We start from the raw sequence: 15,595 nt of genomic DNA, 5'->3' as shown, positions 1-15,595 counted from the left end.
GAGTTCTCTATGGCCGATGGATTGCCGTTTACCCTAGATCAGCTCCTCATCGTCCAAGCCATTGCCCAGGAGGGAAGTTTTCGTCGGGCCGCTGACAGTCTATTCATCTCCCAGCCGGCGGTTAGCTTGCAAGTGCAGAACCTGGAGCGCCAGTTGGGGGTAGTGCTGTTTGACCGGAGCGGGCGCAAGGTGGAGCTGACGGATGCAGGGCAAGTGTTGCTTCAGTACAGCGAGCGCATCCTCAAGCTTTGCCGGGAGGCCGTTCAGGCCCTGGCGGAAGTGCAGGGGATGGGAAGGGGACAGTTGGTCTTGGGGGCTAGCCAAACGGTAGGCACCTATGTGATGCCTTTTTTAATTGCCCAGTACCACCGCTACTACCCCGGCATAGCTGTGCAGCTCTTGGTGCAATCCACTCGGCGAATTGCTCAAAAGCTGGTTGACGGTCGCTTAGACCTGGCCATAGTTGGAGGAGAGATCCCGTTTGAACTGCAGCGGCATCTGAAGGTAATTGCTGTGGCAGAGGATGAGTATGTGTTGGTTGGCGCCCCCGGCTGCACCCCTGCTGCTCCTGCTCTAGGCGATTTGGTGACGCTGCCTTTTATTACCCTGGATCCCCAATCCTCCACGCGGCAGACTATCGACCGAGCCCTGAGTCGCCACGGCATTAACCCTGCGCAGTTGCAGGTGCGGCTGGAGCTTAGTTCCATTGAGGCTATCAAAAATGCCATCCAGGCCGGCCTGGGGGTGGCTTTTCTGTCAATGGCGGCCGTGGGATCTGACTTGGAGCAGGGGCGGCTGCAAAAGCTGGAGGTGGAAGGGCTGCAGATACGGCGCACCCTTTGGCTAGCCTACAACCCCGAGCGCTACCAGTCGCAAGCGGCCACCCGCTTTCGCGAGGGTTTGCTGGGCTACCAGGACTGGCTAAAGACGCCTCCGCGCCACCTGCAGTTGCTGGCTTGAGCTGCAAAAGCAGGAGCTGTTGGAACGACTGCGGCTCTGAAAGTACTTGCCTCGCGAAGGGGACCAGAGGCCTTTGACCGCCTACCACCCCGCCAGAAGGATCCCCACCCCAGGCGTCACTTCCTCGGAGCAAACTAGTGAGGAGAGCCCACTGGTAGTTGCCGCCAAGCGAGACGACACCCTTCCCTCTTGGCATTGCCAAGACCTAGGCAGAGGCAATCCCTGGCGCGCAGCTTCAGATCTTGCCAGGGGCCTACCTGCAGAGCAAGTCCTACCTTTGGGCGAGAGTTTCTGAGTACCACCCCTCCCCCGAGACAGCTATAGGCAGGGCCCGGTTTGCCAAAGGGGAGATGTCTATAAACTTAAGGGGTAGGTGGATTCTGGCAAGGCAGGAGTTTGACGGCAGGGAGGGCAAATTGGTGAGAAGACCCATCTGGCTACGGGGCGTGAGCTATGCCATCTATGGCTTTCTCTACCTGCCGATTTTGCTCATTGCCGTCTATTCCTTCAACCGCGCCCGCTTTGGCCTGGTGTGGACCGGCTTTACCCTCGATTGGTACCTGGCTCTCTTTCGCAATGCCGCAGTCTGGCAGGCAACGCAAAATACCTTTGTCTTAGCAGGGGCCAGCACCCTGGCTAGCACGCTGCTGGGATCCCTATTAGGCTACGGCCTCTACCGCTACCATTTCCCCGCCAAAAAGATGGTGCAGGGTCTGCTGCTTTTGCCAGTAGCCCTCCCCGATATCGTGATGGCCGTCGGGCTGCTGCTGTTTTACCAGCTGGTGCGCGCCTATACCGGCTGGTTTGAGCTGGGCTTGGGAACGATGATCTTGGCCCACGTCACCTTCCAGATTGCCTTTGTGGCCCTTGTTGTGCGCAGCCGCCTCCAGCTTTTGGATCCTGCCTTGGAAGAAGCTGCCTACGACCTCTACGCCAACACCTGGCAGAAGCTGCGCCACGTCACGCTGCCGCTTGCCCTGCCAGGGATCCTGGCTGCTGCTCTACTGGCTTTTACCCTTTCGATAGATGACTTTGTGATCTCTTTTTTCACCAGTGGCCCCGAAAGCCAGACCCTGCCCATTCTGATCTACAGCATGGCGCGGCGAGGAGTGACGCCGGAGATCAACGCCCTCTCCACCGTGATCATCTTGGCAACTTTGGTGGCAGTGATGGGACTTCCCCTGCTCCGCCGCTCGCGCCAGCAACAATGCCGCTAGAGAGGGGCTACAGCGCGCGGCTAAGAGCGCTACCTAGCCCCTGAAAGGCGAGCCAAGAAATCAGAAAGTTGGTTACAAACACGCCCAGCAACGCTGTTACAACTGCATCCGTGGTGGAGCGCCCCACCCCCTTGGCCCCCCCACTCGTGGAAAGGCCCCAGCTGGAGCCAACAATGGCAATGAGCGCGCCAAACACCATCGCCTTCAAGCAACAGACGATTAAATCCCAAGCGGTGAGGAGAGTCTGCGCTGAGGTAAGAAAGACAGAAGAAGAAATGTTGTAAACCGAAGCGCAGATAATCATTCCCCCAACTAGCCCCGTCAGCAGGGAGAGGATGGTGAGCACCGGCAGCATGAGCCCCGCCGCCAACACCCGTGGGATCACCAAGTAGTCCACCGGATCGGTGCGCAACAGGTAAAGGGCGTCGATCTGCTCAGTGACCTTCATCGTGCCTAGCTCTGCGGCAAAGGCGGATCCCACGCGTCCGGCTAGGATTACTGCTGTTACCACTGGCGTCAGCTCGCGGGCAAGCGCAATGGCCAAAACCCCCCCAACTAGAGAAGAGGCCCCAAAGTTGAGGAATTCTCGAGCTACCTGGATGGTGAAAACGCCGCTAATCACCACCGCCGTAATCAAAACAATCAGCAGCGAGTCCAACCCCACCGCTGCCAGTTGCTCCAGGGTGTTGCGGCGGTGGATACGGCCCTGCAGGAGGTGTAGGATCACCTGACCAGCCAGCAGAAAACTGCTGCCAAGCCGCTGGAACCAATTCATGGGCCCCGCGCTACGCCTCAGTCACAGAGCTGCAGCTGCCGCACAACCGGATCTGGCTCGCAGATGAGCTCAAAGTTAATCACTCGCCAGCGCTGGGGGGATCCGCCCGCACCTTCGGGGAGCTGAGAGCTGAAGCTGACCGGCAAACCATAGAGGCGGGGGGGGCCAGGGCGACGCGAGGATCCCTGGTCTAGGTAGGGGGTGAGCAAGGGGCGATAGCGCTCGGCAACGATAATCTGGGTGGCCCGCATCCCCTGCAGGCGCAGGCGATCCAGCTCCTCGTGGATCTCAAAGCGGATCCCATCGGGGTGGGTGTGTTGGCGATACCAGCGGCCTTCCCAGAGACGCCAGCGGCGCCCCGACTGCAGGTGAACCAGCTCCTCCTGCTCGGGATCCGCCTCAAAGGCGCCGTGACGAGGGCAAAGATAGGTATCGGTCAGGGTGAGGGCTGCAATGGTCTGCCGACAGTGGGGGCAGGGAATGCTGGGGCCGAAAATGGGATAGGAAAAGGCAACGGTCATAGGAAACCCCTGCGTGCCTGGGCAAATCGGCGGCTGTCCACAATTATAGAGGTTGCCTTTTGCGGATCTGGCCTCAGGGATCCCTCTGGCAAAATCCGCCGGAATCCTTTAGAATTGATGTAGGGAAAAGCCTGGGCGATCTCCCTTGAGGCTGCAGGTGGATCCCGCAGAGCCTCCGCGATAAGAAGGGGGAGTGGGTAACGCCCACTTTTTTGCTTTTTCAGAGGGAAGATGCCCCTGCTGCCAGCTCTGGCTCGATGGGCTGGGCTCTGGCTATTCCACCGAGTTGGCGATATTGGCTATGGTTCACCCCCTTATCCCCCAGCTGGAGAGCTTGGCCCGTCCTGTGGCTGCTCGGCTGGGGTACCAACTGGTTCAAATAGCCTTCCACACCAACCAGTATCCGCCGGTGCTGCGGGTAGATATCCGCCCCTTGGATCCAGAGCGGGAAACCAGCCATGCCGACTGCGAAGCCATGAGCCAAGCCCTGGAAGTAGAGCTGGATCGGGTGGATCTCATCCCTGGGCACTATGTTCTGGAGGTCTCTAGCCCCGGCATCAGCAACCTTCTCATCAGCGACCGTGACTTCACCGTCTTTAAAGGGTTTGCAGTGGAGGTGACGGTGGATCCCCCCTACAAGGGCAAAGCCGTCTGGTCAGGGCATCTGTTGGGTCGCGATGAGGAGAAAGTTATCCTCTCCCTCAAAGGGCGGCGCGTTCAGTTGCCCCGCGCCTCAGTGCAGCGGGTTGTCCTTTCCGAGGCCGAAGCCGAGTAGCTGTAGCCCCTGCTTTTCCCCTTTAGGATTCCAGTTGCCAGTTTCCTCAGGAGGATAGGCTATGGCAATGGTACCTCTGCCAGGTTTGGCAGAAATGGTGGAGATGATCTCGCGGGAGCGCAACTTGCCCCGCCATGTGGTTACTGAAGCCTTGCGAGAGGCGCTGCTCAAAGGCTACGAGCGCTACCGCAAAACCATCCAGCGAGACGTCGTTTTCCCAGAAGACCACTTCCGCAACTTTGAGGTGGAACTGGATGTGGAGGCAGGGGGCTTCCGCATTCTAGCCACCAAAACCATCGTTGAGCAGGTACGGGACCCGGATCACGAGATCTCGCTGTACGAGGTTCAGCAGGATTACCCCGAAGCCGAAGTTGGCTGGGAAGTCACCAACGACGTCACCCCCCAACAGGCGGAGTTTGGCCGCATGGCAGCTATCCAAACCAAGCAGGTGCTGGCCCAGAGGTTGCGCGACCAGCAGCGCCGCCTCATCCAGGAGGAGTTTCGCGACCTGGAAAAGACCGTGTTGCAGGCACGGGTGCTGCGCACGGAGGGGCAGACCGTGATCATGGCCGTATCCAGCGGTTTTGGTCGGCCCGAGGTGGAGGCTGCGCTGCCCAAGGAGGAGCAGCTGGCCAGCGACCGCTACGTCCCCAACGCGGTGATGAAGGTCTACCTCAAAAAAGTCCACGAGGGATCCCGGCGGGGGCCCCAGCTTTTGGTTTCCCGGGCTGATGCTGGCCTAGTGGTCAACCTATTTGCCAATGAGGTGCCGGAGATTGAAGAGGACATCGTGCGCATCGTGGCTGTGGCCCGAGAAGCCAACCCACCTTCCCGCAACGTGGGACCGCGCACCAAGATTGCCGTCGATACCCTAGAGCGGGATGTGGATCCAGTGGGGGCCTGCATTGGGGCAAAGGGATCCCGCATCCAGGCCGTAGTGGCGGAGCTGCGCAACGAGAAAATTGACGTTATTCGCTGGTCGCCGGATCCGGCCACCTACATTGCCAACGCCCTCAGCCCAGCTAAGGTGGTGGAGGTGCGGCTGGTGGATCCAGAGATCCAACAAGCCCATGTCCTGGTTACCAGTGACCAACTTAGTCTAGCCATTGGCAAAGAGGGACAAAATGTCCGTCTAGCTGCCCGCCTTACTGGCTGGAAAATCGACATCAAAGAAGTGGAGAGCTACCGAGCGGCGCTCGAGGAGGCGCAGGCCCAAGGACTGCCCTATCCCTTCATCACGCCAGCTGCCTTAGAACGCTTCCGGCGGCGGGAAAAGCAGGCTGCTCTGCAACTGGAAGAGGAGTACCCGGAGAAGCTCCGCCTGGAGGAGGAGCTGGAAGCAGACGAGAGGCTGGAGGAAGAATGGGTTGAGGAAGAGGAGGACTTCGACTACGATGCCGAGTTTGACATTGCTCAGCCCAAGGCCTAGAGCGGTGGGTCTGGCCAGTCGATAAATTAGATAGAAGCGATAGAAGCTTCTCCTCACTTACCCTTGAACTCCTCCCCACCAATCATCCTGGGCATATCGGGCGCCTCCGGGATGCTTTATGCCGTGCGCGCCCTGCACGTTCTGCTTAGCCTGGATTACCGCGTCGAAGTCGTGGTCTCTAAAGCGGCCTACCAGGTGTGGCAGGGGGAGCAGGGAGTGCCCTTGCCGGCGGATCCCCAGCAGCAGGCCCAGTTTTGGCGACAGCAGGCTGAAAGCGAGGGCGGATCCCTAGTCTGTTACCGCTGGCAAGACCTAGGGGCGGCCATTGCCAGCGGCTCCTACCGCACCCAGGGGATGTTGGTGATCCCTTGCAGTATGGGCACGGTGGCCAAGCTGGCTGCCGGCTTGAGTTCGGATCTGCTAGAGCGGGCTGCCGATGTGCAGCTCAAGGAAGGCCGCCGCCTGGTCATCGTGCCCCGGGAAACCCCCTTTAGCCTCATTCACCTACGCAACCTGACCACCTTGGCAGAGGCAGGGGCGCGCATTGTCCCCGCCATTCCGGCCTGGTACCACCAACCCCGCACCATCCTAGATCTGGTGGATTTTGTGGTGGTGAAGGCCTTGGATCAATTTGGCATCGACAGCCACCTCATCCAGCGCTGGCAAGGGATGCGTCAGCGCCAGATCCTCAAGTTGTCCTCTGAGGAGTAAACCCCGTAGCCAAGGCGAGGGCCTCCCGGCCGCGTTTTTTGGCGGTTGGTTTTCTTTCCCTGGGCTGGCCCCGTGGAGACATAGATCCTGGCTTATGATTCAAGAGCAAGTCATTGCACCCTCTGATTAACATGAAGACGCTCACGCTGCACCAGTTACAAATCTTCGAGGTTGCCGCCCGTCACCTCAGCTTTACCCGCGCTGCTGAGGAGTTGTACTTGACCCAGCCTACGATTTCGATGCAGATCAAGCAGCTCAGCAAAGCCGTGGGGCTGCCCCTGTTTGAGCAGGTCGGCAAGCGGCTCTACCTTACAGAAGCCGGCCAGGCTCTTTACCAGACTTGCCAGAAAATCTTTGAGCAGTTGAATCAATTGGAGATGACCCTCGCTGACCTGAAGGGACTAAAACAGGGGCGGCTGAGCATTGGGGTCGTCACCACTGCCAAGTACTTTATTCCTCGCCTGCTGGGGGCGTTTTGTCAGCAGTATCCCGGTATCGACGTGTCCCTGAAGGTGCTAAACCGGCAGCAAGTTCTGGAGCGGCTGAGTAACAACATGGACGACCTCTACGTGATGGGGATGCCGCCAGAGGATCTGGATGTGGTAGCCCAGCCTTTCCTGGAAAATCCCTTGGTGGTGATGGCCCCCATTCACCATCCTTTGGTAGGCCAAAAGCGGATCCCCTTGGCCCGCATTGCCCAAGAGCCCTTCTTGGCCCGCGAGCCCGGTTCTGGCACCCGCATGGCGGTGGAGCGGCTCTTTGACAAGCACAACTTAAAGCTCAACATTCGCATGGAGATAGGCAGCAGCGAAGCCATTCGCCAGGGCATTATCGGCGGGTTAGGCATTTCGGTTTTGTCCCAGCATGTGTTGGCTCTAGGGGGGTGGCAACAGCATTTGGCCATTTTGGATGTGGAGGAGTTTCCCATCCAGGGGTTTTGGTATCTGGTCTATTTGCGCTCCAAGCGCCTTTCGCTTGTGGCTAAGGCTTTTGCTGATTTCCTGCTATCTCAGGTTTCTCAGATGGAGCTGGATTTTCTTGCAAAAGAGCAGCACAGATCCCCTCTAAATTCCAATCCAGATCAGCTTTCTGGCAGAGAGGATGAAAAGCATTTACCAGCTCTTGCCGCAGCCCCTGGAGGCCCTGGAAATCACGGGTAAAAAAGACCCGTAAAAACGCCAAGTAGGCCCGTGCCCAGTTGTCTTCAGGATTCAACTTGACAATTTGTTCAAAATGCTGCTGGGCTGCTTGCGGCCGCAACAGAGCCACCTCCAGCAACGCCAGCTCGTAGTGGCTTTGGATCTGCTTTTCCCGCTGGCCCTGGGCGGCTGCCCAGTGTCGTTCTCCCTCTAGCAGTTGGCGGATCAAAGCTCGGTCCGGATCGGTGAGAAAAGTTGGATATTGCAACGTTGTCCAGGCGTTGAGGTAAAGGGAGAGGGCCTCGAGATCTCCCTGCACAGCCGCCTTGGCCGCCTGTCGTAGGAGAAAGAGGGGATCTCCTGGGGGGGAAATAGGGGATCCCCCTTTCCCGCCGCGGGATCCCTTCCAAGCCTGACTGAAAGACCGGCGCCTTCCTTGGGGGGATTGCCACTCCAGGTGGAGGATTCCTTCTTTTGTTGCTAGCTCTGGCCAGGCCAAGATCTCCTCCACCTGCCAACTGCCGGGGGCGTAGAGCAGCAGGCGGTTTTGGCCAACCACCCAGGCCCGCTTGGCCAAGACCTGCCCCTGGGGATCTTCCAGTCGCGCCCAGACAAGGGTTTGGGCCAAGTCCTGAGCCGGCCCCTGCCACTGCAGCCGCCAGGCTTGGGTTCTTCCTTCGAGCTGCAGCAGCTCCACCTCCTCCGCCGGAGCGGGCAACTCTTGCAGCACAACCCTGGGCTTGGTGGGGAAGTAGGTGTACAGCCGGCCCACCGCTGGCAGATCGAACTGCTGCCGCTGCCAGTCGGGACTCTTGTCTAGGAGTTGCCGGATTTGCTCCTTGGCTGGACCGTAGGGGCCGACAATTCCCTGCTCCCCTGGCGCGTCCACAAACCCATCCAAGAGCGCCAGCTCCACCTCCGGCCAGGGAGTTTGCCCGGCACTACGGAAGGTAATTGGCCAGCGCTGCAAAGCTGCCAGGTAGCTGAGCGTCTCGGAGGAAATCAACTCGGTGTTGGGGAGGACACCTAGGGTGGTGGTCAAGCCTGGCTGCACCAGGGATCCAATCCATCTCGTCAGCTCCTGCTGGGGGTGCTGCCCATGCCAGCGCATTTGGATCCCTTTCCAGAGAGGAGCCACGCCGGGAGTGAGGGGCTGCCCCAGGTTAAGGAGGGCCAGGGATCCCAGAGCTAGGCTTATGCCAACTCCCTGGCGCAACGCCTTTTGCCCCCAGCGTTCCCCCAGCCAGCGCCAGACTTTGTCCAGCCCACCCGCCGAGAGGAGAGCTAGCAGGGGCAACAGCGGCAGCGTAAAGCGCACATCCTTGATGGCCACCAGCGTGTAGATCAAGTAGCCCGAGCTGTAGAGGCCCCAGAGGAGAGCCTCCCGCCGGCTTGGGGATCCCCAGAGCGAAAGCAGCGGCAAGGGGCATAGCCAAGGGCTCGTTTGCAGGGGCAAAAAGCGCAAATAGGCCGTCCACCAGCACAGGGATCCCGCTGGGCAGGTGAGGTAGTAGTGGGCAGTCTCGGCATAAGCCCAGCCGTTGCTGAGTACAAACAGCCAGTTGGCTCCATACCAGGGCCAGCACAAGAGCAGCATGACCCCCATCCCCAGGGTCAGGTGGGCCAGCCGCACCAGCCAAGGGATCCTCACCCCCAGCAGAACAGCCAGCAGGGGCGGTAGCAAAAACAGCACCCCTGTCCACTTGGTCAGCAGCACCGCCGCCACCCCTGCCCCCACCCCCACCGCCCCCCACCAGGAGGGCTCCTCCCCATAGGCCCAGAGCGCCCAAAAAGCCAACGTCACCGCCACCACCAGCGGCAGCTCCAACATGTACACATGGGCCAGGGCCGCGATCCCTGGGTAAAGCACCAGCAGCGCTGCTGCTAGCCAGCCCACTTCTTGGGAGTGGTAGATCCGCTGGCCCAGGCGCTGGGTTGCCAGGGTCAGGATCCCCAACAACGCCAAATTGAGCAACTGCCCGTCTGCTCGGCTAAAGGGGTGCAGAGCTGCCAACGGGATCCCCAGCCAATAGGCCAAAGGCGGGTAGCGCTGGTTCAAGTGCAAAAACTGCTGCCACCACAGCCCTTCCCAGCGAAACCGCCGCAGGTGCTCCCCAAATGCCTGCGCCTGCAACAGGTGCTGCGCCTCATCCCAGGCCGGTGGCAGGGGATCACTCCAGTTCCAAACCAGCAGCAGCAGCAGCGCCGCCATCCCCAGTCCGGCCCAGGCCGTGAGCAAAGGGATCCCCCCCGGTTCCGCTAGCCAACTGGATGCCCTCTCCATTGCCTTGGCCCTGATTCCCGACGCTACACTCAACTTGGGCTGCCCTTAGACAATACCCACCTCCCCATGACCGTTCCACCCTCTAGTCCCACAGGCGTCTGGATCCTCCCCGATCAGCTCCACCCGCAGCAAGCTGCCCTTGCCTCTCTCTCGGATCTACCCCCCCACCGCGTTCCCGTTCTTTTCATCGAATCCCACGCCTGGGCCAGCTCCCGCAACCATCACCAGCAAAAGCTGGTCCTGGTCTGGTCGGCCATGCGCCACTTTGCCCAGGAATTGCAGCAGCGCGGCCACCCCGTCACCTATGTGGAAGCCGAGGGCTATGCCGAGCCTCTACAAGCCTGGGCCAGGCAAAACCGGTTGCAACAAATCCGCCTCATGCAGCCCGCCGACATCCCCGTCCGCGAGGAGGTGGGAAAGCTAAGATCCGTCCTCCCCTGCCCGCTCCTAGTCCTAGAAAACAACCACTTCCTATGGACAGCTCGCCAATTTATCGACTGGGCCCTAGGCCGCAAGCGCCTCCTCCTAGAGGACTTCTACCGTCAAGGGCGCAAACGCTTCCGCATTCTGATGGACGGCTCCCAGCCCCTCGGCGGGCGCTGGAATTACGACCGGGAAAACCGCCAGCCTCCCCAGCCTGGCCGGCGCTACCCTCCCCCTTTGACATTTCCCCCCGATGCCATCACTCAGGCGGTGATGGAGAAAGTGCGGCGACGTTACGGCCACCACTTCGGATCCCTGGAAGGCTTTGGCTGGGCTGTTACTCGCACCCAAGCCTTGCAGGTGCTTGAGGACTTCATTCAACACCGCCTGCCTTATTTTGGTCCTTGGCAGGACGCCATGCAAGCCGGGGAAGACTTCCTCTACCACTCCCTCCTTTCGCCCTACCTCAACCTAGGACTTCTCACCCCCCACGAAGTCATCGCTGCTGCCGAGCAGGCCTACCATCGCGGCGGGATCCCCCTCCCTTCGGCCGAAGGCTTCATCCGCCAGATCCTGGGCTGGCGAGAATACCTGCGCGGCTTCTACGAATACCAAATGCCCAACGGCTATGCCCAGAAGAACTTCTTCGGCCACCACCGCCCCCTGCCCCAGTTCTTCTGGACGGGCGAAACCGACATGGCCTGTCTGCGGCACACCCTCGGCCAGATTCGTCGCCACGGCTACGCCCATCACATCCAGCGGCTGATGGTACTCAGCAATTTCTCGCTCATTGCCGGCATCCAGCCCCAAGCTGTAGAAGCCTGGTTTCACGATGTCTTCATCGACAGCTACGACTGGGTGATGCAGCCCAACGTCATCGGCATGGGCCTTTTTGCCGACGGCGGCATGCTTTCCACCAAGCCCTACGCCGCTTCTGCCCAGTACATTTGCAAAATGAGTGACTACTGCCGCCGCTGCCGCTACAATCCCAGCGAGAAGGTTGGCGAACGGGCCTGTCCCTTCAATACCTTCTACTGGGATTTCCTGTTGCGCCATCGTTCTCTCTTGCTTCCTCTGGGAAGGATGAAATGGGTACTAGCCCACCTGGATCGCCTGCAGCCAGGGATCAAAGCCCAAATCCAAGCGCAAGCCGCTGCTTGGTGGGAGTCCACGTCCAATGCCTAGGGGCAACTCCCTGGGCCTGCTGTTTGGTATTCACTAGAATTGGAGACCCTTTTTCGCGTGCTACTTGGTTCTAAGGAGCCCACGTCATGAAATGTCCCCGCTGCGGCAAGCAAGAAATCCGTGTTTTGGAGTCCCGTTCGGCAGAAGGTGGCCAAAGCGTGCGGCGGCGGCGGGAATGCATGTCCTGTGGCTATCGCTTCACCACCTATGAGCGCATCGAATTCATGCCCATCATGGTCATTAAACGGGATGGATCCCGGGAGAGTTTTAACCGCAACAAGATCTTACAGGGGGTGATGCGCGCCTGTGAGAAAACCCCCGTGACCCTTAAGCAAATGGAAGAGCTGGTCGACGAGATCGAAGAGAAGCTCCAATTAGAAGATGTGCAGGAAGTAACCACCCTCCGCATTGGCGAGATGGTTTTGGAGCGCCTGCGGCACTTGAGTGAGGTGGCCTACCTGCGCTTTGCCTCTGTGTATCGTCGGTTTCGAGACATCAAAGACTTTGCTCACGAGTTGGAACAGTTAGAGCAGTTGGAACGACCGTCGCGCCAGGATTTAGAGCGCCTCCTCCAGGACTCCCTTGCTTCAGAAGGGAGCACAAAGTAGAGAAAATGCTCTCCAGGGGCTCCCATTCGCAAAGCTTGGCGCTATGCTTGGGGTAGCAGTCGCTGCTTGCCCTAGGCCTAGCGCTAGGCAGGCGGGGGTAGGCGGCGTTTAGCACTACCCTTAGAAGATCCAGACTTCACAGTGTAGGTCTTATGCAACACAACTTTCGGGCTTCCAGCCTCTCTGTAGCTCCTAGCAGCAACAGCTTTCCCTCTCCCGAGGCCCTGGAAACTGAGCCTAGGCCTGGGACAGTGCCGCTCCGGGTACATCAACAAGTGGCCGAAGAGCTGGAGTCTGCCCGTCAACAGGTAAGCCGCCTCTCCTTGGAAAATCAGCGCTTGCGCACCCTGCATCAGCAGTTGTCTGGAGAAATTGCCGCCCTCGAGCAAGAAATTCAGGGACACGTGGGCCAGATCCTAAAGCGCCTGCAGCAACTTAACCTGCGGCTTGCTGACTCAAGTCAACAAGCTGCTGCTTCCGAAAGAGAAGCTACTACAGCGTCCTGGCGAAGGGATAACCCAACCTCCTCGCCCTACGACTTTCTCAATCGCCTTAAGCAGCGCCAAGCCTGCAGCGAAGCTTCACCCTTCTCCAGCAATGGCTACTCTCCTACCTTGAGCTTAACTGGGCCCCCTTCTGAGTCGCTTCACCAAGCCCACTTCTCCGCTGTTCCCACCTGCCCTCCTCATGAAACCCCTGCCGCGCCCCCTTCGCCCCAGGCTAAGTACCAATTTCCTTCTCTAGAGGAGCTAATGCAGAACAGGGGGAATCCAGCTCTCTATCCCAGCGAAGCCTACCAGCGTATGCAGAAGCAGCACCATGGCTCCCAAGGATCCCCCCTACTTTGGATAGCAGCAGCTATCGTCTTAGTGGCTGGCTCTTTTGGACTAGGATTCGTAGCAGTGCAACCCTTCTTGCATAGCAGTTCCCCCTCTCCTCAAGCACCGTCGGCAGGCCCCTAGTAACAAGCAGGAATAGCAGCCCCTTTTTGGTGAGAGGGGGCGTGGTGGAGTCTGGCACCGAGCTATTTTTCCGGAGGGTCACCCCTCCAGTAGGTTCGCCGCTGATGCGTTTCACGTCCGAGTTCGGGATGGAGTCGGCGTGGTTCCACATCGCCATGGGCACCAGACCCCCACACCCTGAAAGCTGCACAGCAAGAGACGGCAGGAGGACTAGGTCAAGCAGACGGTCTGTTAGGACTCCTCGGCTGCATGCATTACTGCACTTCCACCTAGAGCCTATCTACCGGGTCGTCTTCCCGGGACCTTAACAGAGGACTCATCTTGAGGTGGGCTTCCCACTTAGATGCTTTCAGCGGTTATCCACTCCGCACATGGCTACCCAGCGTCTACCGTTGGCACGATAACTGGTACACCAGCGGTGCGTCCCTCCCGGTCCTCTCGTACTAGGGAGAGCTCCTCTCAATCCTCTTGCGCCTGCACCGGATATGGACCGAACTGTCTCACGACGTTCTGAACCCAGCTCACGTACCGCTTTAATGGGCGAACAGCCCAACCCTTGGGACGTACTACCGCCCCAGGTTGCGATGAGCCGACATCGAGGTGCCAAACCTCCCCGTCGATGTGAACTCTTGGGGGAGATCAGCCTGTTATCCCTAGAGTAACTTTTATCCGTTGAGCGACGGCCCTTCCACTCAGCGCCGTCGGATCACTAAGGCCGACTTTCGTCCCTGCTCGACTTGTAGGTCTTGCAGTCAAGCTCCCTTATGCCTTTGCACTCAACGGCTGATTTCCAACCAGCCTGAGGGAACCTTTGCACGCCTCCGTTACCCTTTAGGAGGCGACCGCCCCAGTCAAACTGCCCACCTGAAACTGTCCTTTCCCCCGCTTCCGGGCAGAAAGTTAGAATTCTAGCCTTGCCAGAGTGGTATCTCACCGGCGACTCCATACCCCCCGCAAGGGGTACTTCTTTGTCTCCCACCTATCCTGCGCAGGCAAGGCCCGAACCCAATTCCAGGCTACAGTAAAGCTTCATAGGGTCTTTCTGTCCAGGTGCAGGTAGTCCGCATCTTCACAGACAAGTCTATTTCGCCGAGTCCCTCTCCGAGACAGCGCCCAAGTCATTACGCCTTTCGTGCGGGTCGGAACTTACCCGACAAGGAATTTCGCTACCTTAGGACCGTTATAGTTACGGCCGCCGTTCACCGGGGCTTCGGTCGCCAGCTTCGCTTGCGCTAACCAGCTTCCTTGACCTTCCGGCACTGGGCAGGCGTCAGCCCCTATACGTCGTCTTACGACTTAGCAGAGACCTGTGTTTTTGGTAAACAGTTGCTTGGGCCCTTTCGCTGCGGCCAGCTCGCGCTGGCACCCCTTCTCCCGAAGTTACGGGGTCATTTTGCCGAGTTCCTTAGAGAGGGTTATCTCGCGCCCCTGGGTATCCTCTACCCACCCACCTGTGTCGGTTTCGGGTACGGGTGACAACCTTCATCGCCTACGAGCTTTTCTTGGCACTACCCTTCACCACGCGGGGTCCGTAGACCCCTCCCAATCCAGTCAGGGTGTGGCTAGCTCTCGTGCGTCCCTCTTCGGCTCCAGTTGCCAGTCAGGGAATATCAACCCTGTGTCCATCGACTACGCCTTTCGGCCTCGCCTTAGGTCCCGACTAACCCCCCGCGGACGAACCTTCCGGGGGAACCCTTGGGTTTTCGGGGCATTGGATTCTCACCAATGTTTGCGCTACTCAAGCCAGCATTCTCACTTCCGCCTCGTCCACGGCTGCTTGCGCTGCCGCTTCACCCTAGCGCGGAACGCTCCCCTACCATCTAATCCACAACTTCGGCGCACCGCTTAGTCCCGTTCATTTTCGGCGCAGGGGCGCTTGACCAGTCAGCTGTTACGCACTGTTTAAAGGATGGCTGCTTCTAAGCCAACCTCCTGGTTGTCTTCGCACCCCCACCTCCTTAACCACTGAGCGATGACTTGGGGGCCTTAGTTGGTGGTCTGGGCTGTTCCCCTCTCGACGATGGAGCTTATCCCCCACCGTCTCACTGCCGACTAACCCTGGCGTATTCGGAGTTTGGTTCGGTTCGGTACGGCTTTCGCCGCCCTTACCGATTCAGTGGCTCTACCCCACCAGGTACCTGTCGACGCTGCGCCTCAACGCATTTCGGGGAGAACCAGCTAGCTCTGGGTTCGATTGGCATTTCACCCCTAACCACAGCTCATCCGATGATTTTTCAACATCAACCGGTTCGGCCCTCCACTTGGCTTTACCCAAGCTTCAGCCTGGCCATGGTTAGATCACCCAGGTTCGGGTCTACAGCGTGCGACTTAGCGCCCTCTTCAGACTCGGTTTCCCTCTGGCTCCGGCATTCCCGCCTTAACCTGCCGCACACTGTAACTCGCTGGCTCATTCTTCAACAGGCACGCGGTCACCCGTTCAATCGGGCTCCCACTGCTTGTAGGCACACGGTTTCATGCTCTCTTTCACTCCCCTCCCGGGGTTCTTTTCACCTTTCCCTCACGGTACTGGTTCACTATCGGTCACACAGGAGTATTTAGCCTTGCGAGATGGTTCTCGCCGATTCACACGGGATTTCCCCTGTCCC

General features: G+C 59.2%; 10 protein-coding genes, 2 rRNA genes and 1 pseudogene (1 of these 13 only partly in view). 8 read left to right on the top strand and 5 right to left on the bottom strand.

The window, feature by feature from the left end; all coding sequences use genetic code 11:
• Window positions 1-9 precede the first annotated feature (9 nt).
• Both NW804_RS07080 and NW804_RS07075 read left to right on the top strand, forming a co-directional pair.
• Window positions 10-960, top strand: a complete 951-nt coding sequence (locus tag NW804_RS07080; RefSeq protein ID WP_414423192.1) for a LysR substrate-binding domain-containing protein — start codon at window positions 10-12, stop codon at window positions 958-960.
• A 419-nt stretch (window positions 961-1,379) separates the two neighbouring features.
• Window positions 1,380-2,177 (top strand): ABC transporter permease, encoded by a 798-nt coding sequence (locus NW804_RS07075; RefSeq protein WP_414409855.1) that lies wholly within the window; start codon window positions 1,380-1,382, stop codon window positions 2,175-2,177.
• 7 nt (window positions 2,178-2,184) lie between these two features.
• On the opposite strand, the gene NW804_RS07070 is transcribed toward NW804_RS07075, so the two are convergent.
• Both NW804_RS07070 and NW804_RS07065 read right to left on the bottom strand, forming a co-directional pair.
• Window positions 2,185-2,952, bottom strand: coding sequence for an MlaE family lipid ABC transporter permease subunit (locus NW804_RS07070; RefSeq protein ID WP_414396594.1), 768 nt, complete (start codon window positions 2,950-2,952; stop codon window positions 2,185-2,187).
• Between the two features lie 17 nt (window positions 2,953-2,969).
• Entirely contained in the window at window positions 2,970-3,473 is a 504-nt protein-coding gene (locus NW804_RS07065) for a TIGR02652 family protein (protein WP_414406149.1), read from the bottom strand.
• A 301-nt stretch (window positions 3,474-3,774) separates the two neighbouring features.
• Between NW804_RS07065 and rimP the strand changes: the two genes are divergently transcribed.
• From rimP to NW804_RS07045, 4 genes are all read left to right on the top strand, one after another.
• Window positions 3,775-4,248 (top strand): ribosome maturation factor RimP, encoded by a 474-nt coding sequence (rimP, locus tag NW804_RS07060; protein ID WP_414396598.1) that lies wholly within the window; start codon window positions 3,775-3,777, stop codon window positions 4,246-4,248.
• Window positions 4,249-4,309: 61 nt separating this feature from the next.
• The gene (gene nusA / locus NW804_RS07055; RefSeq protein ID WP_414396601.1) at window positions 4,310-5,677 is read left to right on the top strand and encodes a transcription termination factor NusA; all 1,368 of its coding nucleotides are present in this window, start codon (window positions 4,310-4,312) and stop codon (window positions 5,675-5,677) included.
• Between the two features lie 63 nt (window positions 5,678-5,740).
• Window positions 5,741-6,388 carry a flavin prenyltransferase UbiX gene (locus NW804_RS07050; RefSeq protein ID WP_414396604.1) on the top strand — a complete coding sequence of 216 codons (648 nt, stop codon included), beginning with the start codon at window positions 5,741-5,743 and terminating at the stop codon, window positions 6,386-6,388.
• 131 nt (window positions 6,389-6,519) lie between these two features.
• The gene (locus NW804_RS07045; protein WP_414423191.1) at window positions 6,520-7,548 is read left to right on the top strand and encodes a LysR substrate-binding domain-containing protein; all 1,029 of its coding nucleotides are present in this window, start codon (window positions 6,520-6,522) and stop codon (window positions 7,546-7,548) included.
• Between the two features lie 1,624 nt (window positions 7,549-9,172).
• Here the strand turns inward: NW804_RS07045 and NW804_RS07040 are convergent.
• Window positions 9,173-9,739, bottom strand: a pseudogene (locus NW804_RS07040) (phospholipid carrier-dependent glycosyltransferase); the annotation flags it as partial.
• Window positions 9,740-9,877: 138 nt separating this feature from the next.
• On the opposite strand from NW804_RS07040, the gene NW804_RS07035 reads away from it, so the two are divergent.
• On the top strand, window positions 9,878-11,419 hold the full coding sequence (locus tag NW804_RS07035) for a cryptochrome/photolyase family protein (RefSeq protein ID WP_414423190.1): 1,542 nt from the start codon (window positions 9,878-9,880) through the stop codon (window positions 11,417-11,419).
• 86 nt (window positions 11,420-11,505) lie between these two features.
• Entirely contained in the window at window positions 11,506-12,027 is a 522-nt protein-coding gene (nrdR, locus tag NW804_RS07030; protein ID WP_414423189.1) for a transcriptional regulator NrdR, read from the top strand.
• A gap of 1,011 nt (window positions 12,028-13,038) precedes the next feature.
• On the opposite strand, the gene rrf is transcribed toward nrdR, so the two are convergent.
• A 5S ribosomal RNA gene (gene rrf / locus NW804_RS07025) occupies window positions 13,039-13,156 on the bottom strand.
• Between the two features lie 44 nt (window positions 13,157-13,200).
• Window positions 13,201-15,595: ribosomal RNA gene (locus NW804_RS07020) — 23S ribosomal RNA — on the bottom strand (it continues 415 nt past the right edge of the window).

Source organism: Synechococcus sp. WC10meta, from assembly GCF_047461475.1.
This window is presented reverse-complemented; position numbering and strand designations above follow the sequence as displayed.

Excerpts from the sequence above, each read along its gene's own strand:
- NW804_RS07065 (WP_414406149.1), bottom strand. The coding sequence starts at position 3,473 with ATGACCGTTGCCTTTTCCTATCCCATTTTCGGCCCCAGCATTCCCTGC.
- NW804_RS07080 (WP_414423192.1), top strand. The coding sequence starts at position 10 with ATGGCCGATGGATTGCCGTTTACCCTAGATCAGCTCCTCATCGTCCAA.
- rimP (WP_414396598.1), top strand. The coding sequence starts at position 3,775 with ATGGTTCACCCCCTTATCCCCCAGCTGGAGAGCTTGGCCCGTCCTGTG.
- NW804_RS07070 (WP_414396594.1), bottom strand. The coding sequence starts at position 2,952 with ATGAATTGGTTCCAGCGGCTTGGCAGCAGTTTTCTGCTGGCTGGTCAG.
- NW804_RS07045 (WP_414423191.1), top strand. The coding sequence starts at position 6,520 with ATGAAGACGCTCACGCTGCACCAGTTACAAATCTTCGAGGTTGCCGCC.
- nrdR (WP_414423189.1), top strand. The coding sequence starts at position 11,506 with ATGAAATGTCCCCGCTGCGGCAAGCAAGAAATCCGTGTTTTGGAGTCC.
- NW804_RS07035 (WP_414423190.1), top strand. The coding sequence starts at position 9,878 with ATGACCGTTCCACCCTCTAGTCCCACAGGCGTCTGGATCCTCCCCGAT.
- nusA (WP_414396601.1), top strand. The coding sequence starts at position 4,310 with ATGGCAATGGTACCTCTGCCAGGTTTGGCAGAAATGGTGGAGATGATC.